The following is a 20,695-nucleotide window of genomic DNA, read 5'->3' as shown; positions in this document are numbered from 1 at the left end:
TACCGAGAATTATAAACTATTTATGGCCAGTGACAACAATATCCAACTACTTGAAGTTGCCGTCTATCACCCATGCAGGGTGTCAGCATGAAGGTGGAATTAAGCCGATCCTGTTGATTTGGAACATTAAAATTCTAGTCGGCAGCTCCATTCGTTGAGCCATGGGGCTAGGAACGCGATTTTCTTCAATGGTGCCAACGGCTATCCTGAGTAGCCGATGGAAATCCTCTCGTCATGTTTGTGAACGAATTTGGCATTGAGCAGTCTCGACCTGCTCTGGCCTGGTTCCCAAACGGCTGTGGCATTATTTTTGAATTAAAACACACCTGAACATAAGGTTTTGTTTCGGGACACGGCTTATGAATAAAATCACAATTAGCATTTCGGCATGGATGCTATTTCTATGGCCAGCTCTAGCGCAGCAGCCTGATGACCCAAAAACCATTGATCGAGTCACTTCGGTTCCCGCTACACAGTCCCCACCGACGCCATCAAAAACCCAGTCGCAAGCGTCTCCTCAGCAAAAGCCCCAGCCGACCGGAGCATTTTCGTCCATTCTGGTTCCGATAAAGAACCTTCCGGTGAGTTCGAAATGGAGAGAGGTCTATGCGGCCATTAAGCAAGCTGCATTTGCGGATTGCGAACCCACTTCCCGATGCGTTCCGATAGCTGCCAATCTGGCGCAGGTTATCCGTGATGCCCGACAGATGCCGCTTGTTCGAAAGCTCACCGCGATCAATCAGTCGGTCAATATGCTGATCGCCTACAAATCAGACATGGAAAACTATGGCGAATTAGATTTCTGGGCGTCCCCTATGCAAACGCTGGAGCACGGCAGCGGGGATTGCGAGGACTACGTCATTCTGAAAGTGTCGGCCTTGGCGGCTGGCGGCGTGCCGACCAACACAATGTCGATGGTGGTTCTCATGGACGTAGAGCGCCAAGTGTTCCATGCAGTCCTCGTGGTGACGGCTAGAGATGGCAATTACATCCTCGACAATATGAGCGATGACGTAGTTCTCGACCGTAAAATTACCGATTACCTGCCGCTCTATTCCCTGAGTGAAGACAGGTATTGGCTACATGGCAGAGAGCGAAATGACGGACGGATAGCAGCGCCAGGGGCTAAAATTGCCGAATTTTCAGGGGATTCGGCAAAACGTTGATGTTTGATTTGATTTATACACCAGTTAATTGTATTCTTTTTTTAAAGAAAAAACTAAGCATTGAGGCAATCATATGACTCCCCGAATTCTACATTACACGGCCCTTCTTTGCTCAATCAGTTTGACCACCGTGGCATACGCCGATGCCCAGTTTTATTTCCGTCAACCTGGATATTCAGTTACTCCTGCAACCGACAATGGGGGAGGCAATTCAGGTGGTGAAGAAACTCCCGGTAATGGTGAAGAGCCAAAAGGCGAAAACATCGTAGCGACGATGCAGTCGAGTACATTTGGTCTGGGGGACACCGTAAATTTGATTGGGTCTGTCACAGGCGCGAGCGAAGCGGTGACATGGACGGTTCATAGTGGTTCTCTAGGGCCATTCATTCTTGCAGAGAATGGCGTAATATCAGGAACCGCTAGTACGCCTGGAACATGGTCGGCAGTTCTAAAAGTAGCGAACTCCCGTGGTGAAACAACGACACCTGTTTCAATAACGGTCGCTGGCCCTCTACAAGCGCCACCGTTGGCATTTTACGCCATTAAAGGCTCTGAGATTGCACCCGTTTCAATATCAGCAACTGGCGGTGTTGCGCCCTACAGGTCAACAATCGTGAACAATAACCTCCCTGATGGGCTATCATTGTCCGGTTTGACCGTCTCTGGCACAGTCTCTTCCGGTGTATCAGCGGGAAATTATTCATCTCAAGTGAAAGTTGAAGATGATCGTGGACAGTCGAAAGACACTACGGTGACCGTTAACGTTGTTGATGAATTGAACATTGATGCTCCTGCCACTCCAAATAATGTTTATCGCGGCCGTACTTACAACTCGTTCCCAATCACTATCACTGGCGGAATAAACCCACAGGTAACATTTGCGAGCGGCAGTGACGCAGCGGGTCTCACTCTGAGCAACACTGCCTTGTCTGGATCAGTCTCATCGGTGCCAAATCTTGATCCAAATACGGGCGTGGGTTCGATGAATTTGACGTTCGATGCCACAGACGGTTCAGGTCAAAGCAAGTCAATTAGCAGAACATTTCAAGTATACGATTTTCCGTCGTTTCGTCTGAGTGAAGAGAAAATTTACAAGGCAGGTGACCAAGTCAATATTACATTCATGCCTACTGGTGTTAGTGCGGAGAGCGCCCCTGCTCGTTTCACGTTTCATAGCACCAGTTTTAGCGATGGGTTCGTTGGCATCTCGGTGAACGATGATGATTTTTTTCATACTCCTTGGCATATATCCTGGCTATCAGTTGACCCCTCTAAGGGAACGATAAAAGGTACTGTCCCAGCAGGTATATCAGGTTCTGTTACTTTTAGATTTCTGGTTGCAGATCGGTATCGTAACAAAGATACGCTATTCGATCTCAGATTTCAGTAATGGGCATTAGAAATAATAGGTCGTCGTCCAAATTTTGACCTATTAGTTCGGTCTTAATACTGCGCTATTCCATCCACCTGGCGCTTCCCATGTCTGGTTAAGCTCGGCCCCACTCCCTGCAGCTTCGATGACTGGAATGACCAGTTCAGCAATCTCCTCGACTACCTGTCCGAGATCGAGCTTAGAGCGGTGATCGATTCGCTTCAGGAACGCCTTCCATGCACCTTCCTGTTCGTCGACGAAGTCTTCACTTAGGCCTTCGATTGGAGTGGATGGGATTTCTCGCTCCTGCGCCTCGAATGTCAGGACGAGCGCATTGACGAGATCCTGTCCCTCGAACGAGTGCGTCTTCATCAGCATCCAGACGTCGAAATAGTCCTTCACGCGGGTATTCGAGGCTCCGAACTGCGCCATCGCATGGACCTTCTCTGCGATTACGGTCTCAAGCGGGTAGGCGAGGACCTCCGGCTGCGGTGCCACACCACCCAGAAGTGTCGGCATGATAATCTTGCGGACTTCTGGCGACACAGGGTTGCCGAAGCCGACGTCGACGCGGATATCGACCTTGGCGCTGTGGACGATGGCCTGCAACGCGATCTTGCCGCCTGGAATGATGCCAACTCGATCCTTCTTGACCGACATAGTGTTGAGCAGGAACTGAACGCCATCGTCTTCGACAGGCGTGGACAGAATAGCCTTCAGGGCCTTCTCGACGGTGGTGATGTCGGCATCCTTGTCGAATCCATTAAAGTCGATGTCTTCGGTCGGCCGCAGCAGATCGCCATTGTTGTAGGCAGATAGCAAGACGCCGCCCTTGATGCAGAAGTTCTGCGCTTCATCCGAAACCGAGAGACGGTATAGCAGTCGCTCCTGAGCGTAGCGGCGCAGCAAGGACATCATATCGACGCCGCGTTCTTTCGACAGGTTCTTCAACTTCGCGTGCACGCTGGCACCAATATTCTTCTCGGCCATGGACAAAACTCCTCTCAGACAAGAATGCAGGTTCGGACTGCAGGGAACAAATGCTCTTGTGTTCGCGGCATACCAATTATTGCATAATTAGACAATGAATAATGCCTGAAATTCCGCATAAATATGCGGCCCACGACATCGAGGCGTTCGCAAAAATATGGTTTGATTATCGATGTTATTTTGATATGGGAAATAAGCGCCCGCTGGTCGTGGGCATCAGAGGTTTAATGTACAAGACGATAGTCAGGGGCAATGATCCCGTATTTGGCCAGATCGAACACAGTTTCGAGACCGAGAATCCGTACGATCTCTTCTGGGCGATCATGAGCGACGCCGAGCTACGCGGATATGTTGACGGCAAGAAGCGGTTGTCGGTCATCCATGTCGACACGAACCAGTCGATGAAAGTGACTGTCGACTTCGATGGCGCTGACGAACAAGGCTTCTCCATGCCGTTGGTCGCCAACGAGGACAAATTCGACATCTGGCTGGCGCAGTTTGGTTGGACGCCGAACTGGCAGACGTCGTACCGTTTGGCGGATTGCTGGTGACTTCTGCTTTGCAATGAACGCCCCTACATCATATGCATCAATCTTCAGAGAGGCAGGACATGGAAATTAAAAAAGACGAAGTTTACCGTATGCATGAGGACAAAGTATCTGCCTCATTCGTCAGAGTGGATGCAGTCGGCGAAGATACAATTGTGTGCTTCCCATTGTCTGGCGGCTTCCAGCTGAACATTCCGGTATCTGACTTCAATGAGAAGTTCGTTCACGTGTCGAAAGCCGAACTGGAACGCCTCAGAAAGACATATGAGCAGAAGCATTTTGACTTCGACGATTGGTCTGAAACGCTTCCTGCCTGGACCAATGGAGATCGCTGGAATGGATGGGGTTGCCCGCATTTCGAGCGAGAGACCCTGCAAAATGCTCTCGATGAAGGCCTTCTCGGAAACGACATCAGCAGCAAGGTCATCATGCTCGAAGATGGCGTGATCACCATCATGGCTCTCGGAGGCGACCTACCTAAGGACTACGATTGGAGCGTCATCGAGGCCAAGCTCAGGGCTGGCGAAGAAGTTTACGACTTTGAGATCGCTCCAGGCGTGTCCATTGAAAGCGACTTCTTCCCCAAGACGGTCATCACCACCGCCGATGGTCGCGAGATCGAGACCTTTGCTGTGGGGGCCTACGCTTGGTGCTGGAACCAATACGACGAGCCGCAGGTCCACAATCTTCCGACGCCGTAGGGCCTCTCTCTCAACAGAGCTTCAAAGGCTGGGAGCCACTTCGGTCCCCAGCCTTTTCAATTGAACGCAGCATCGAACGCGAAGGCCTCGGTGCATTGACCGATGATCGGCATGGAAACCGACCCGGTGTGTTTTCAACCAAACCAATGCCCGTCATCATTCGAACCACGAGAATAATCTGGATGAGGATTCACGTAAAAAAGGTCGTCATCTCCCTGGTGAACGCTTGCGGGTAACCCAGAACTGAAAGATGGACCGTCATCAAACCACTCGTACGGTCTGTTATCAACTATCACTGTTTGGAAGCTCCGAGAGGAAGAGCTTACTACCTCCATTGTGTCTTCATAAATCAGGGAAATGGTTACGTAGCCAGAAATAAGGGTGTCTCCATCAAAATTAAAGCTGTCTAAAGCGCCGTATGGGGTGATGAAAAATTCGTTTGTAATACTATTGGTAAAAACAGGCAGTGAATAATAATTTCCATTTATTTCAGCTGTAGCTGCGTTATAGAATGAAATATACCTCATCCCCGGCGCGGCCTCAGGTAGCGTAAAACTGAAGATGTATTGGTTGGCATAAGACATTTTATCTGAATAGGCGGCAGCTTTTGTAATTGTGCCTATATCCCAGCCGGAATTGTAGCTATGTCCTCCAGTGTCGATCTGACCCGTGAGCGCCATGGTGTAAATGTCCAACTGATTGTAATAATTGGATGACAAATTATTACCCCAAGCAAATTCGTACAAATCAAAACCATTGCCAACTACGAAATTATGGATATTGCTGACGTGAAAGCCTTTTGCGTATATGTCCAACACCCCTCCATTATTTCTTATTGAAAAATCCGAAATTGAATTGGTATAAAGGCTGTTAATCGAATATTCGCCGTTAATCACGCCGTTGACGGAATTGCTACCGGAAGAATTGGGTGTAAAGTGGGTCAAGTCAAAAGAATCACTACCTCCCCATCCAAGATAATCGCCTTGTCCTTTTATTACTATGATGTCGTCATTGTCACCTGCATCAACGTAATTCCAATCTGACTCTGCTATGATGATGTCGTTTCCACCGCCACCTTGAATTTCTGTGTAATCTCCACGGCCAGACCAAATAATGTCATTGCCGTATCCGCCCCATATTTTATCGTTGCCATGGCCGCCATGCAGAACATCATCGCCTGACCCACCATAGATCATATCATCGCCGTCTCCGCCATAAATAAAGTCGTCTCCATCAAACCCACGGAGTAAATTGTCCAGTGAATTGCCAATAAGGATGTCGTCACCAGATCCGCCCCTGGCATCTTCTATCCCGGTGTCAAACACGTTAGGTTTAAAGCTATTCGCAATAGTGAAGCCACCTGGGCGGAACCCAGAAGAAAGTAGTCCTGTGTAGAATGTAGAGGATATATATCCGCCAGCAGCCAAACTATGATTGGTAAACTGCTCTTTAACATCAGAAGGCAAATCTGACCAGAACCTGGACTTTGTGATCATCTCTTCGACTTCTAAAGCGGCGTTGGTAGGGATGTTACTTAGTGTTGCTTCATTCAGATTGATTAAAACTCGATCTGAACCGTTATATTCAATACTGTCGACCCCTCCTGTATCCCATATCGTGTAATATGCGCGACCAACGCCAACATAGCCGTTTTCCGCATCGTCTGTTAGATATTCACCATCTTCAATTATTTCATAAAGTGTATCTGATTGAGCTTTGCTTTTTGCTCCATACATATTGTGCAAAGCAGCCACGTCTAACGCCATTGGAGTAATCGGAAATCCGTAATCATTTGGTTTGAACAAAGGATCATAGGCAAAATTCGCTGACAACACCGTGTATTTCTCGTTGTCAACGGATTCTGGCATGACCGTCGTCCCCATAGAAGTAGACTTCGGATGTGCTAAACCAAGGACGTGTAGCAACTCATGTATAGCCACCCTATCTCTGTAAGTGGAACCATCGTTGACCGCTACCTTTTCTGGATTATATCCCGTGTCAAGAAACTCGATCAAACTAGTCGTTACGTCTAATGACATCATGGCATTAGAATTATTATCCCTTGGATTGCCTGCCATGGCGGCAGCATTACTTATTCCGCCTTCGTCATCGGGATATTTCAGCCAATCCGATCCAAACATGTACAAGTAAGGGTTTTGTGATTCAGAGACATTGACGAATTCTATATTGCAGTATGATGTTATCTTTTCAATGGCATTAAAAATAGAAATCATCATTAATCCATATTGCGTCATATCTACAAAGTCACCGGAAAAACCTTCTGCTGACAACAAATCCATTACATTGGAACTTGTAGCAGTATGAAGCTGCCCATTCAAGGTGATAACACGCGAGAGCATCTCATTTGAGAGGATCGTGTATGTCACTGGTCCGTTTAACTTGTATGCCCCAGCAAGTGCTGTAACGTACTCATTTGATGTCTGAAGATTTGTTGAAGTAACATTTGTCATTTTTCACCCCCTCTAATAAGGCCTTCAATTTGTTGTATAAGTATGATGCGAGAATTGTTAGTCAGATGCGTGTTTCCCTTTTTTCTACTAATAACGAAGACGCTATCTATGGAGCCGTGCTTCGTAGCGAATAGAACTTCGTCAGCCGTATTATAGCCTGCAGGATTCTCACTTGGGGGGCGAGAGGCGTGGCTCAAATCTTGACCAAAAAGGACTATTTCTTCTAGCACCTCACTCGGATATTGGATCATGATTGTATTAGCGAGGGGGTCTTTATTCCATCGGTCGAAATGCAAGGTTTTGCCTTCTCTCACGTATGGTGAGAGGACCCTCCCCTTTCTTCCCAAGGTAGTTTTAGTTCGGGAATAGTTATCTTCATGTAATTGCCAGAACGTTGAAAAGTGCTCAGTTTCTAATATCGGACCACAGTTTTTGGCCAATAATGCTTCTATCGAACACAGCTCCCCGCTATACAGGTTTCCCTTGTATTCAAAAGTAAAAGATTTGAGTGAGATATCGTTTAGATAATTGGTTTTAAGGCCTGAGTGGAATGCAACGACTGCACACAAGATAACTATAGAAATATATGTTATCGTGGTAATTCTACTTCGCATACCTTCCCCCAATCAATCACAGCATACGTTCAAAAAGCTGTCGGCGCAATACAACAACATTTATACCTCGAACAACCATGCAGGCTTGGCTATGATTTAAATGTGCGTGTTTTATTCATAGTCAGCGCAGCAGTTATACCTATTTCTCCCTAAACGTCTTCGCAAATGCATCCGCAAGCGGTCTAACGAGGTAACTCATTACTGATCGCTCTTCAGTCGGAATTACGACTTCCGCCATCATTCCCGCTTGAAGCTTCGCAACCAGTTCGGCCGGAACGGTTTCCTTGAGCACTTCGATCCTACCTTTGAACGTGCTGCGCTGACCTTCTGCATCGGGCAGGGCATCTGGAGATACATCGATGACTTTGCCAAAGAGAACTGGTGTCGTTCTTGACGAGAATGACGGGAACCGCACCTCTGCGGTCATCCCTGCGTGGACCTGATCGATATTGAGGACTGGCAAGCTGGCTTCGACGATCAAATCATCGGTGACAGGCACCAGCTCCAGGATTGCCTCACTGGAATTGACGACTGCCCCCTTGGCGTGGAAACGAAGGCCTTGGACGACACCATCCTGTGGGGCGACCAGATCAGTTCGTGCCAGGACATCGCGTGCAAAGGCTATGCGCTCTGATAGGCCTGCATTGACCTCGCGAACCTTGGCGATCTCGGCGACCGCCTCATCGCGGTTTTTGTTGGCTATTACGGCTTTCTGGAGCTGCGCCTCGACAATGGAGCTTTCCGCAGTTGCGATCTCGGCGTCCGCATTGCTGATGGCCGATTGCAGGGAAAGGATACGGCGATCCAACTCGCGTTCGCTGTTCTTGGAAGCAAAGCCACTGGCTGCCAGAGTCGATACGCCAGAGCGCTGGGCATCGTAGCTGTCCATCTCTGCCTTCAGGCTTTCCTTCTGACGAGAGAATGCCTCGACTTTCTTCTGAAGGGTTTCAACACGACCGTCCAGAATCCGAATTTCGCGCTCTGCGGCGTCCTTGCGCGAAGCGAATAGCGTGGCCTGCGTATTCATCAGCTTCTCGGCATCGTACAAGCCTGCAGCCGCATGCTGATGAAGCAGGGCAGGGAACTCCACCTTCTCAAGCCCATCTTGCTCGGCTTCATATCGAGCTTCCAATGCCAGTCCCGCCACCTGCTGAGAGATCAGCTGCGCGTACTCTGATCTTGCCTTGGTGGTATCGAACTTGATCAGCACGTCGCCTTCTTTGACGTGGCTGCCGTCTCTGACCATAACCTGGTCAATGATGCCCCCTTCGAGGTGCTGGATGACCTTGCGATTGGATGAGACCACGACCGAGCCAGGTGCGATAACCGCAGCAGACAACTGCGCCCAGAAAGCCCATCCGAGAAAGCCACCGAGACCGACGATCACGAGAGCGTAGCCTGCCAATTTGTAAGCCTTGAAGTCCTTTGTGAAATCGCGACGATTATTCATTGCCAGCCTCCTTCAGCTCAGTGGCAGTCCTGTTCACCTCTCTTGGGCGCATCAATGTCGGCAAGACCTCGCTGGTCGGGCCGTATTTATGGACCACACCATCAGCCAAAATCAGAATGCGATCTGCGACCTGAAGAAGGGTCGGCTTATGCGTTGTGAAGACGACTCCGATGCCGTTCTGTTTCGCAGTCCGGATTGCATGCATCAGAGACATTTCTCCGGCTGCATCCAGATTGGAGTTCGGCTCATCGAGGACGAGAAGAACAGGATTTCCATAAAGCGCGCGGGCGAGGGCTATACGTTGCTTTTGACCACCAGACAGAGGAAGTCCACCGGGGCCGATCAGAGTGTTGTAGCCATCAGGGAAACGCTGGATCAGGTCGTGCAGGCCTGCGGCCGTCGCTGCCGCGATCACGTCCTCCATTTCGAAGTCGCCAAGTCGAGCAATGTTCGATGCCACTGAGCCGCTGAATAGCTCGACCTCCTGAGGCACATAGCCGAGCTTCGCCCCAAAGACGTCCGGCTCCCACTGATCAAGCGTGTAGCCGTCCATGCGTAAGCTGCCTTGAGACGGTGACCAAAGGCCTAACAGGGCGCGAACCAAGGTGGACTTGCCGGAAGCAGAAGGTCCGATTATGGCCAGCACCTCTCCCGGCTTCACTTCGAATGTGACTTCCCTCAGTGTCGGAACCAATGCACCTGTCGGGGTGATCGACACATTGTCGACTGTCAGGTGTCCCTTTGGCTCAGGGAGCGCTGGTCTGTTATCTTGGTTTGCCAACCCGCTGAATAGTTCATCCAATCGGCCGAACGAGTTGCGCGCAGCCAGAAAACCCTTCCAGTTGGCAACAGCCTGTTCGACTGGCTGGAGCGCGCGACCTACCAGAATGGACGCCGCGATCATCAGGCCTGGAGAAATCTCCTGCTTTATGGCCAGCCAAGCGCCAATGCCGAGTACGGCACTCTGCAGGAGCTGACGGAAGAACTTCGAGAATGTCGCGAGAGCGCCGCCTCTGTCATTCGCCTTCGTCTGATGTTCCATCAGGCCTTCGCGGGCACCGAGCCATCTGCGTTGCATTACTCCCGTCATCCCAAGCGCATGGATCGCTTCCGAATTTCGAAGGGCAGTGGAGACCTCGACCGATGTCGAAACGGATGCCTCACCAGCCTTCTTGATGGCCGCCCGCGTGGCATATTCGCTCGCAATGGCCAGACCGAACAGGACAACACCACCCAGCAAGGCTGTGACACCGATCAATGGATGAATGATCCAGCACGCAAATATGAAAAGGGGTGCCCATGGAGCATCACAGAAAGCTAGAATGCCGTTTCCAGCGATGAAGTCCCTGACGGTATCGGCGTCCTTGAGATACTGAGACGCACCCGAACGTGGGTTCTTTCTTTCGGCCTCGTTCACTGCCTTGAATAACCGCTCATCCATCTCGACGGAAAAATGTGCGCCGGATCGGGCGAGAATACGAGAGCGAATGAACTCGATTCCGCCGCTCAATGTCATCACGAAAACGAGAATTACGGATAGCGAAACGAGCGTGAATTCGCTTCTCGACGACAGAACGCGATCATAAATCTGCATCATGTAGAGCGGACTGGCGAAAAGCAGGATGTTGATGACAAAGCTGAAAAGAAAGACTGGCAAAGCTGCCGACTTCAAGAGGCCAAAAGCGCTCTTGGTGAACTTAAACCGTTCCATATATTCCCCATGACAAACTAATCGTACTTCATTACGACACATTATATACATCGATAAAACATAAAATAATATCGGCCGATGAGAAAGTATGTTAACTAAAAAATAGGGTAATGCTACGAAAAGGAGCAGGGGGAAGGCTTCGAAAACGAGCAAATGTCAAGTGGGGTAGCGAATGAAAAGTCGTAGCAGGCTTACAAAAAAAGAAATGCATTTGGAGATAAAAACAATTTCTATATTGCTACTTCTTGCTTTGTTGGTAGTCTCCGCCAACCATGTAATTGAATCTAGAAAGGAAAGCAGCTTGGAGGATATAGTGAAGAACTATTCACCAAGTGCTTCTTATAAGACGTATAAATTGAATAATAAGGGAGACGGAAAAGACAGCTTTCTCAGCTGGTACCTCTCTATTATAAAACAGGCAGACACGCCTTTGCCGCAATACGGAGAGATTACATTTGATGCAGGAGATATATCGCCACCAGTTCCGCTAATTAAAGGAACCGAAAGGTTACGTGGGTTCACAACCATAATTCGTTATCCATATGAACAGTCAGGAATAAAAAAACCTATACTATTTGGCTATCACTTTAATCGGGCAACAACATCCAAAGACCCGAGAGACTTTCGTACAAATGCTGAGGTGCTGTACGCGATAATAGATGAGAAAGGAGGAGAAATAATAGAAATCCAAAGGCCGTTTGATAGAGAACGTACAAAAACAAACAATGACAGAGTGAAGCTGATTAAAGCGATATCACGTTTCATGGAGGAGTAGTAAAATGAACAAAATCGTTGAAAACAACAATGTTGGCCAAAGCATATTCGTAACTTCTTTGGCGGGCGATAGAAAATTCCAGGGCACCTTCACTTGGTCTTTTGCGTTCGATTATATAATCAATGAGGTGGTTTCATACCAGGGCTTAGATGGTGAAAGCACGCTCGTAGAAACAAACAATTTGCAAGCAATTATTGGCGCAACAGGTCTTACTGGGACATTTATGGATATATCCCAGAAACCTCTATTTACTGACGCTGTTGTGACTGCATTTAAGACATTATCTTCATATATATCGGTAGACATACGTCAAACCACCACTGAAGTGGAAAATCCTTTCCTGTATATATTTGGGGCTTCAGATTTACAGGACCCAACAACGATGGCCACAGGAATCGCGACGGGTTTAGATGACAACAATTCTGCTGCGTTCATTATGTTCGATATCGAAAGAAACACTGAGCCAGAACATCTTGCTCTACAACAAGGATACAACCCAGATCACGCACGTGTATCTGATGGATTTGGATCACGTGATGACGTCGCTTTACACGAGATTCTTCATGCCCTAGGTCTTATGCACCCCCACGACATAGTTGTAGGAACGACCCTTTTGCCTCAAGAATATGACTTCAAGCGAAATACAATTATGAGTTACAATCGTCATGCAATTGATGGCAATGATCAAATTATTAATGAATATGGTCATGTAATGACCCCTATGGCATTTGATATTGCTGCACTTGGTCATATGTACGGTCTTAATACCACCCGCGCTACGGGCGACACAATGTACAGGATAATCAACGCTGGTGAGCAACTCGTCGATGATCATGTGAATGGAAATGTTGCGATTGGACGAGCATTTTATTGTATCTCGGATTTTGGTGGTACCGACACTATCTCTGCCGAAGGAGCAAATCAAAGAGCGCTAATAAACCTCAATGAAGCAACGTTGAGCACGTCTCCTGCATACTGGCAAGAGACCCTACGCGACCAAATTTTAAGCAGTAATGCTTGGTCGGGATTGCCTGAGGCAGTTAAACAAGAGTTTACCAATTTAAAGCTTGCAGCAGGCGGTGGTCTCTCAACACTCTTTGATGCTAATGGTATGAGAATTGGGGGTTTCACTATTGCACAGCATTCTAGGATCGAAGTCGCACGTGGTAGCGAAAATGATGATGTCATAATTGGTAATCAAGTGAGGGGAAACACTCTGTATGGCAACGGGGGTAACGATCTCATTGTTGGAGGAGACGAGAGCGATAAGATCTACGGAGGGGATGGCGATGATGAAATATTTAGCGGTTATGGGAATGATTTGATATTTGGAGACGGTGGTAATGACATCATTCATCTGGGTGGTGGATTTAGCATCGCGTATGGTGGCGATGGAAATGACACTTTCCATGTATTTAATATGTATAATTCTAGCTATCGCATAGTCGGCGGAAAGGGCTTTGATACTATGATGTTTAAGGCTTCAGAATTCAACTATCTTCGACTCGTTGACCTTGCTGATGGAAGGCTATGGCACTGGGGAATGCAGTTCAGCGAAATAGATAATTTTGCACTCGACAGTGGCAAATCTATAATGGCAACCCAAATTATGGACATACTCTATAGACAGGCAGCCATTCCTGATTTCATTTCTGGGCAGACTACATTCAATCAAGAATGGAAATCGGTAAGCGTTGGGTTTGGATATTCCGACACATCTTCTAAAATTGTCTTTAGAGCTACGCTACCTGACAACATCGATGGACATCGAATCAACGTGACGGGAACCGCGTTTTCTTCCAGCGACTTTTCAGTTCGTGTTGTAGGTCGGGATGTAATTGTTGAGTATATAGGAGATGCAAAAAATATAGGGCATATTGAAAAGAGCATAGGCATTTCAACCGAGACTGACGTTTATAGAGATGGCCAATGGGAAGTGGACAAGCATAGCTACTCCTTAAACGCTGCCACGAACGTCAAGCTAGCGTCAGTAAGAGATAATGCTACTATATCGGGACCAGACGAGATCAATCCCTTCTACGCGATTTCAGGTCAGTATTTTCAGTTTTCGATTGAAGGGTCTCGTCCAGAGCATCACTTCTCATTCGAGGTTATTGGTGAGCATGCCGATAAATTTGCGTTTGGCCATGGCTCGTTCTATACCTCTCTTTATCAGCTGAATGATGACGTGTTTGCCAATGGAGAGGGGTATTCAATTACGATCCGTGCGACAGACGGTACCATTGAGTTGTTCAAAGATGTTAAAGTCATGCTCGATAGAAACTTCGAGTTCGAGCCTGAAGTTAAATTTGACGATGCTGGGTTCCAATCTCCTGGGATAATGGATGCTGCAATCGGTTCGGTTGCGGGACGTGATTATCTAGGCAACAATTTCTATACAGATTGGGGCGATCCAAGAATTAAATTGACTGCCGAAATCATAGACGCACAAAACCCTGATGCAGCCGTTTATATCAAGGATGGATTGCTATACCTCGGCTGGTCTCCGAGCGTCCAAGAAGACGGATCGACGGTGAAGGTAAAACTCACCGCCACAGACAAAACTATGCTGAATTCCAGCATTTATGTTGAATTCACTATCTCCATGCCAGAACCGTATATTCCTACGGAGATCATTGGGCCGGACGTTTTGGATGCGGGATTTACTGACGAAATTGAAGGCATAGAATTGTTATTTGGAGATAATAATCCAGGACAAAACCCTGTTGTCTGGTCGATTTTGAATGACGAATCTGGACTGTTTGAAATTTCGACCTCGGGTATACTAAGAACGGTATCGCAACTTGATTTTTCAGCGAAATCGCATTTCACGGTAACAGTTCAGGGCTTCGACGGTGTCACCACTTTGTTGAAGACAATTACCATAGAACCACTCCATTTCATCAACATGATAGAAGGAACACCAGGCGATGACATCCTCTACGGAACCTGGAGAAGTGATGACATCTACGGCGGTGATGGCGATGACATCATTTATGCCTCAGGTGGCTACGACATCGTCTACGGTGGCGCAGGCAACGATACGCTCATTGCGACCGATTTCTACGTCGATTTTTATGGCGAGGACGGTGACGACATTCTGATAGGAAGCCACCGAGGCGACTACCTGTACGGCGGCGACGGCAATGACATTATTTATGGCGGCGGCCATAAGGATCGTATTTGGGGCGGCGCGGGTGCTGACGTATTTGTCTACAAGGATGTCACTGATTCAGATTACTATAATCTGGATTTGTCCGACCGCATTTTTGACCTCGAAGATGATGATGCATTCGACTTCACAGAGTTGGGCGACGTCTCATTTGATTGGGACAACGGTCCTGCTGGAAGCATCTATGTCGAGGTTAACTGGCAACCTAACAAACAGTACGGCTACCTTTCTATCGACGTTGATAGAGACGGCGAATTCGATATGGCCATTGACTTCGATGCGGGCGCTGCTGGCCTTACGCAGATCAACTTCGTAAATGGCCCAACGTATTATCTGAACTCGGCTTCGAGCTTCGGATTGGCTTCGACCTCATCTTATCGCCTCGTCGATGACGATCTCTTTGCGTCTCCAATCATCGACAATGCCCCAGACGTCTACCATCAATACCAGTGGGCGGCTTAAGTCGCCCACTGGTATCCGATAGCGTGAACCGAATGCTCGTCTGATGTCTAGTTGGGAGGGCGGTTCCGATTGAGAAATAAAAACGGGAGCGCGGATTGGTCATGGACACGCTCCCGTTTGCTATTCCAGACGTTGCTGACTGCCTTTACAAAGAACCTGAAGAAGACAGTGCAGCCATTGAACCCCATCATCATAAACAGGCGGTTAACGCCATCTAGAGCTTGATGACGTTCAACTTCTCGATGCGACCGCCGCGTCCCCAGGAGGACCAGCTCGCTTGGGAAACTGCCCAATTGATGGCCTGCTGGAGTGTACCTTCGACCGTTCCAAGGTGGTTATTGATCCGCATTTCGCAATCTTCGCCATCGACGTTCCAAACACCGAAATCAGTCAGTGAATGCTCCTTCAGGAGATTCTGGTAGTGATCGCTTTTCAAGAAGCGCTCGTACCACTCCTTTGTGCGAGCATCGATTTCTTGGTCGTGTCTTTCGGCATCCGCAATGCTGGAAAACTCCGTGCCATCAGATGCGATATAGGTCGTCTTTGTCGTAACCATCGTTGGAAAACCTTTCTTTGCGGACTTTCTATTTAATTCGCACAAGAAAGTCAATAAATAACCATATAAAATATGTTTGAAAATGGAGTTTCAGTCCGCTGATTTTGTGGTAGCGTGTGTTTAATCCAATTTACCGAAAGAGCCATTAATGGATAACTTTAAAATCGATATCGTCGCCGAAGGCCAAGCCTCACTGCTTAAAGCTCTGGAAATCGCATTTGCGCACAATGCTCCTGGCTGTAAGGTCGAGAGCTATCACGTCGTCAAGTTGGAGAGTAAGCCGTATAACGGCATTCCCGAAAGCCTAAATGGCGAGACTGCCCTTGTTCTGCGCTGGATTAAAGAAGACAAGCCGAAGGTCGATGGCCCTGTCAATCTTCCATTCAAGCTTGATTGTGCTGGCGCGGCCGACTTTGCGGCTAGATGGCTAGCTGAACAGGATTACGGCAAGCAGCCCGATCACGACGGTAGCAATGGTAAAGGCTGGCGTATCTGGACCGGAGGTTGGGGGCATGTTGGCGACGACCGTTGCGCGGTTTGTGCTATCATCCCTGAGTGGGCGATGTACGGGAAGTAAGCTTCGCGAACTCGGCACTGAGTGAATTTGAAGGCAAGAATCGGATTGTTGCCGATTGTGTCACAGCTATTATTTCCTTTTAAATAAAGGATACCGGACATGAACCTGATGACACACAAGCACGTCGCGTCGCAATCCTGATGGACGACGACCCGCAGGAGCTGATAGCCGATCTGGAGAGGCGCTTGCCGAAAGCCAATCTCATTGGTGTGGATCGCGTTCTCGAAAACACGGTTGCCAAGGTGATCAGCTTCGTCGAAGCGCCAGGCATCTGTCTGGACCTCCGGCTCGACCTGCGCGGCACGGCATTCCAGCTGCGCGTTTGGCAGGCTTTGCGCGAAATCCCGCTTGGCAACACCGTGAGCTATAGCGAGCTTGCTCAGACAATCGGGATGCCCAAATCAACGCGTGCGGTCGCTATGGCCTGCGGTGCCAACAAGATCGCCGTAGCTGTTCCATGCCATCGTGTCGTACGGAATGATGGCGGGCTTTCTGGATATCGATGGGGTGTCGAACGCAAGCGCGTCTTGCTCGAACGAGAGGCGTCTGGGCCTCAATGAGGGTGGCTCACGAAAGACTGCTATAAATGTTAAACAGAAAGAGGCGGCATGAGCCACCCCTTTGATCATTCTGAGATGTTTACATAGAAGGCGAATTTTCGAACTCAGCCTGCTCGGACAGAAAGTCTTCAAAGACGTCATCAGACTCTTGGTTCTGGATGTAGCCGAGTAGATGAATCACGACGGAACTATCCTCCCAGCCCATTTCTTCGGCGATTTCCGCAAGGTCCTGACCTTCAGCCTCGACGCCTTCATCAGCTGCAGCTTGCTGAAGATACTCGACGAGAGCTGAGTCGTCGCGCTGATTGTCAATGTAACGTTCAAGAACATCGCGTTGGCTAGCATCATTCCAGCCTTGTTCGTCCGCGAAACGTTCAAAAATGTTGTTCGTGCTCATTTGTAGTCTCCATGAAATGTTCTGAGACTTCATGGTTGATATTTTGAACGCAATCGACAATCGCTTTCGCGCTTGCTGCCCTCATTCGAGAGGGGTATTGTCACGTCCTCCGCATGAGATCGCGAATTGCGGAAACGCTTGAGGTACAATGTCCGATAACAAATCCCAGTTGCGCGACGAATCCGGTGCTTTGATCGGCGGCCTCGACGTCTTGGAGTACAACAAGGGCATCGAGGATTTTAAGCAGGGTGTCGCACCACCAGATGTGACTTCAACGAGTTACGACTTGGGACGACAGAGAGCGGCAGAACGTGCAGCCGACAGGCAATCCATCTTGGACCAGATCGAAAAGCGGGAGCAAGAGACGCGCAACCGCATGAGGGAGGCGCTGACTCCCGAGATGTTTGAGGCCTACGAGAAGAAGCTGGCCGAAATCGACGCGAAATACAAAAAGTGACGCGACTAAGGGCAGGGGCCGGACGCTCAGTCAGCTCCCGCCAGTCGTCTTTCAGCATTACATGAACTCAGCGACCTTCTCATCGAGGGCAGCCTTTAGGATCTTGTAAGCGCGGTCATATCGCTGGGTGATCGAGCGCTGGTCTTCTGGCAACTGTGCGATGCGTGCAGGGTCGTTGTTGTCCTCGTTGTCGGCCAGCTTCACCAGGATCGTCACAACGTCGCCTGCGGCCGCAATGCCCCTGATCCAATCCATGTAGGTAGACGTCTTGTCCAGCCGCGACAGGGCTTCCAGTCGCTTGATGAAGAGTTCGCTCGCTCCGAGCGCCCGAAGGTCGTCCTTCGTCTTTGAAGTGTCTTCCAGAAGATCGTGGGAGAGACCAAGCAGGATGGCCTGCTCTTTGTCCTCAGCTGACAGCATGCCGTCCGGCAGCTTGCTCAGGAGATAGGCCACTTTCGCCGATACGCGAGTGAGATGCCCAAAATACGGATGACCGCCCCTGTCTACCTGACCCTGATGGGCTTCTTCGACGAACTTGCTGACGGTGTGGAGATTAAATACGTTTTCTTTTTCTTTCATACAGAAGCATATACAGGGACAAGACATCTGCCGTCAATAAATTATATTCCCCAAGGTCGAGCAATTAATTCTCGTCGAGAGCAAATGAATTCACGCACTTAAGTCGACATTTTTCGGCATGTTTATTTGCTTTCTCAATTTACGAGTCATAAATGCCCTAGGAACTCAACTAGGGCGTGATATTCGCCATTATCCTCGGGGGTGGATAAGAGATGAAAATCAATACTCATTCCATAAATGCGGGTCTTTCTCGTTTATCTCGGAAAATAATCCGGTCTTCAGCCATTCTGTTTGCAACCATTGCAATGCCCTTTTCAGCACAGGCTGCAGGAGACGGGGTGCTGGGATGGGGATGGCTAGGTACCTACTATGGTTCAGCCGACGCTGCCTGCCGTGCGCAGTGGGAATGGGCTGGCATGAACAATGGCAAGAGCCGCTTTGTTGGTGCTTTTGATCGACCTGACAGTTGGATCTCGAAGGACTGTAAATGGACGAGCTTTCAGTGGTTAGCTCCTCAAGAAACTGGATGCGGAGTGTTCTCCTGCGGAACAGTGCTTCCTTCGATTGTGAGCTTTGCATGTCAGTCTGGCTACACCGCCGTTGCTGTTGGCCGTTGCGTAAAACCAGAGGATTTAAGACCGGAAAGGCCTCCTGCGTGCTACAATAATGGGGGGAATTCCAATCCTTCAACCGACAATCCGGTTATCCTAAGCACGGGATCAAAGGTACTGCATGCTACCGACTATCAAAGTGCTGACGGCAAGTTTCAGATAAGCCGCAATTATCGCAGCGTACCAGGTGGATATACCACCAGCCTTAAAAACTACCCGCTTGGTCTCGCGAAAGGGTGGCAGTTTGATTTCAACATGGAAATTCAATTGGGGGGTTTCTCCGGTTCCTTAGGCTCTTCGCCTACGGGGAATGTGACCATAATTGCTCCTGACGGTTCAGGGTATGATTTTGTGCTCACCTCGACTGGAGAATTCATACCTCGCGCAGCAAGTGGTGCGGAGTCACGGGATTACAAACTCACGTTCGTAGGAACTCTGCCAGCTACTTTGTCCAACATATACAACACCTCCACTAATTGGGAGGTGAAGGGTCCTGATGATCGCAAATGGACACTTAGCACCTTCGCGCATCCAAACTCCTCTCCTGAGAAATTTTACGTCGGCCGCCCGACAGGAATTCAGGCGCTTGACGGTTATAATTGGACGCTCAATTACAATGCAGATGGCTCTCTGGCTACCATAGTTGACAGCTTTGGCAGGTCGGCATCTTTCAGCTGGTATAATTTCTATGTCACTGCTGCGACAGGAGTGGCAAATACATCGCCATTCCCTGAAGCCGTGCGATCTATCACGTTTCCTGATGGAACAAGTGTGAGGTATCAGTACGATCCAGCACCTGCCACGAGCGCGCCGTCGACGAGTAAAATCCAGCGTCTCATAAAGGTCTCGTCTCATGATGTCACTGCGGCAGAGGTGAACTCGACGACGTACCTCTATGAGAATTCCGATTATCCTTCCTCGGTGACAGGAATTGTTGATCACCGGAACATTCGAATCGCAACGTATCAATACGATGGCCTTGGCAGAGCAATTTTGACCAAGGGCGCAAATGACCAGAACCAATATACAATCGAATATGGCACTTCGGGATCGACAATCACGAGACGAGTAACCAACCCACTCGGCCATAAGACGGTTTATCGATTTGAAAAGGTCGGCTCCAGCGTATCTGACATAAGGCTGGCTGGCATTGATGGTGAGGTCTCACCTAACTGTCCCGCTACCGCAGCAGGTGTTTCTTATGGACCAGACAAGTTCGTTAATCAGACCATCGACGAAGAAGGTCGAATTACGAAATTCACGCGTGACACAAGTGGCCGTCCTACGCAAATTATCGAGGGTTTCGGAACACCAGAAGCCAGAGAGATATCTATCGTTTGGCATCCAACCTGGAATGTTCCGACATCCATTGTACAGCCTGGCCTGACGACCACGCGCATACAATGGATCAGGGCAGCTGGTCACCCTTACAGAAACTGACACGACCACACATTCCGTCCCTTACGCGACCAATGGGCAATCCCGAGTTTGGACGTACACTTATACAACGGGCGGCCTGGTCGCGA

General features: G+C 48.9%; 16 protein-coding genes and 1 pseudogene. 10 read left to right on the top strand and 7 right to left on the bottom strand.

Features of this window, described 5'->3' with window-relative positions; translation table 11 throughout:
• Positions 1 to 359 precede the first annotated feature (359 nt).
• Complete coding sequence (locus tag QU595_RS11425; RefSeq protein ID WP_315921966.1) at positions 360 to 1,166, top strand: transglutaminase-like cysteine peptidase; 807 nt, start codon at positions 360 to 362, stop codon at positions 1,164 to 1,166.
• 130 nt (positions 1,167 to 1,296) lie between these two features.
• Entirely contained in the window at positions 1,297 to 2,556 is a 1,260-nt protein-coding gene (locus tag QU595_RS11420) for a putative Ig domain-containing protein (RefSeq protein WP_315921964.1), read from the top strand.
• 42 nt (positions 2,557 to 2,598) lie between these two features.
• On the opposite strand, the gene QU595_RS11415 is transcribed toward QU595_RS11420, so the two are convergent.
• Positions 2,599 to 3,528, bottom strand: coding sequence for a nucleotidyl transferase AbiEii/AbiGii toxin family protein (locus QU595_RS11415; RefSeq protein WP_315921962.1), 930 nt, complete (start codon positions 3,526 to 3,528; stop codon positions 2,599 to 2,601).
• Between the two features lie 101 nt (positions 3,529 to 3,629).
• On the opposite strand from QU595_RS11415, the gene QU595_RS11410 reads away from it, so the two are divergent.
• Positions 3,630 to 4,079, top strand: a complete 450-nt coding sequence (locus QU595_RS11410; protein ID WP_315921961.1) for a hypothetical protein — start codon at positions 3,630 to 3,632, stop codon at positions 4,077 to 4,079.
• A 59-nt stretch (positions 4,080 to 4,138) separates the two neighbouring features.
• On the top strand, positions 4,139 to 4,777 hold the full coding sequence (locus QU595_RS11405) for a hypothetical protein (protein ID WP_315921959.1): 639 nt from the start codon (positions 4,139 to 4,141) through the stop codon (positions 4,775 to 4,777).
• Positions 4,778 to 4,911: 134 nt separating this feature from the next.
• Here QU595_RS11405 and QU595_RS11400 read toward each other — a convergent pair whose 3' ends face one another.
• From QU595_RS11400 to QU595_RS11390, 3 genes are all read right to left on the bottom strand, one after another.
• A complete protein-coding gene (locus QU595_RS11400; RefSeq protein ID WP_315921957.1) occupies positions 4,912 to 7,248 on the bottom strand; it encodes a hypothetical protein in 2,337 nt (778 codons plus the stop codon).
• Between the two features lie 753 nt (positions 7,249 to 8,001).
• Positions 8,002 to 9,312, bottom strand: coding sequence for an HlyD family type I secretion periplasmic adaptor subunit (locus QU595_RS11395; RefSeq protein WP_315921955.1), 1,311 nt, complete (start codon positions 9,310 to 9,312; stop codon positions 8,002 to 8,004).
• Positions 9,305 to 11,023: a type I secretion system permease/ATPase gene (locus QU595_RS11390; RefSeq protein WP_315921953.1), complete on the bottom strand. Its 1,719-nt coding sequence runs from the start codon at positions 11,021 to 11,023 to the stop codon at positions 9,305 to 9,307. Before QU595_RS11390 ends, QU595_RS11395 begins: the two co-directional genes overlap by 8 nt.
• Before the next feature lie 172 nt (positions 11,024 to 11,195).
• On the opposite strand from QU595_RS11390, the gene QU595_RS11385 reads away from it, so the two are divergent.
• A complete protein-coding gene (locus QU595_RS11385) occupies positions 11,196 to 11,798 on the top strand; it encodes a hypothetical protein (RefSeq protein WP_315921951.1) in 603 nt (200 codons plus the stop codon).
• Between the two features lie 4 nt (positions 11,799 to 11,802).
• Positions 11,803 to 15,432 (top strand): M10 family metallopeptidase C-terminal domain-containing protein, encoded by a 3,630-nt coding sequence (locus QU595_RS11380; protein ID WP_315921949.1) that lies wholly within the window; start codon positions 11,803 to 11,805, stop codon positions 15,430 to 15,432.
• Positions 15,433 to 15,646: 214 nt separating this feature from the next.
• Here QU595_RS11380 and QU595_RS11375 read toward each other — a convergent pair whose 3' ends face one another.
• Positions 15,647 to 15,988: a hypothetical protein gene (locus QU595_RS11375; protein WP_315921947.1), complete on the bottom strand. Its 342-nt coding sequence runs from the start codon at positions 15,986 to 15,988 to the stop codon at positions 15,647 to 15,649.
• Between the two features lie 148 nt (positions 15,989 to 16,136).
• On the opposite strand from QU595_RS11375, the gene QU595_RS11370 reads away from it, so the two are divergent.
• The gene (locus QU595_RS11370; protein WP_315921945.1) at positions 16,137 to 16,565 is read left to right on the top strand and encodes a hypothetical protein; all 429 of its coding nucleotides are present in this window, start codon (positions 16,137 to 16,139) and stop codon (positions 16,563 to 16,565) included.
• Positions 16,566 to 16,696: 131 nt separating this feature from the next.
• Positions 16,697 to 17,125, top strand: a pseudogene (locus QU595_RS11365) (methylated-DNA--[protein]-cysteine S-methyltransferase); the annotation flags it as partial.
• A 79-nt stretch (positions 17,126 to 17,204) separates the two neighbouring features.
• On the opposite strand, the gene QU595_RS11360 reads toward QU595_RS11365, so the two are convergent.
• Positions 17,205 to 17,522 (bottom strand): hypothetical protein, encoded by a 318-nt coding sequence (locus tag QU595_RS11360; protein ID WP_315921943.1) that lies wholly within the window; start codon positions 17,520 to 17,522, stop codon positions 17,205 to 17,207.
• Positions 17,523 to 17,670: 148 nt separating this feature from the next.
• Between QU595_RS11360 and QU595_RS11355 the strand changes: the two genes are divergently transcribed.
• Positions 17,671 to 17,979, top strand: coding sequence for a hypothetical protein (locus QU595_RS11355; protein WP_315921941.1), 309 nt, complete (start codon positions 17,671 to 17,673; stop codon positions 17,977 to 17,979).
• Positions 17,980 to 18,036: 57 nt separating this feature from the next.
• Here QU595_RS11355 and QU595_RS11350 read toward each other — a convergent pair whose 3' ends face one another.
• A complete protein-coding gene (locus QU595_RS11350) occupies positions 18,037 to 18,558 on the bottom strand; it encodes a hypothetical protein (protein WP_315921939.1) in 522 nt (173 codons plus the stop codon).
• A 212-nt stretch (positions 18,559 to 18,770) separates the two neighbouring features.
• Between QU595_RS11350 and QU595_RS11345 the strand changes: the two genes are divergently transcribed.
• Positions 18,771 to 20,609, top strand: coding sequence for a DUF6531 domain-containing protein (locus tag QU595_RS11345; protein ID WP_315921937.1), 1,839 nt, complete (start codon positions 18,771 to 18,773; stop codon positions 20,607 to 20,609).
• Positions 20,610 to 20,695: the final 86 nt, after the last annotated feature.

The sequence above is a fragment of the Mesorhizobium sp. SP-1A genome, from assembly GCF_032460275.1.
GTDB lineage: Bacteria > Pseudomonadota > Alphaproteobacteria > Rhizobiales > Rhizobiaceae > Mesorhizobium.
Note: the sequence above shows the minus strand (reverse complement) of the source record. Positions and strands in the feature narration are given on the sequence as shown.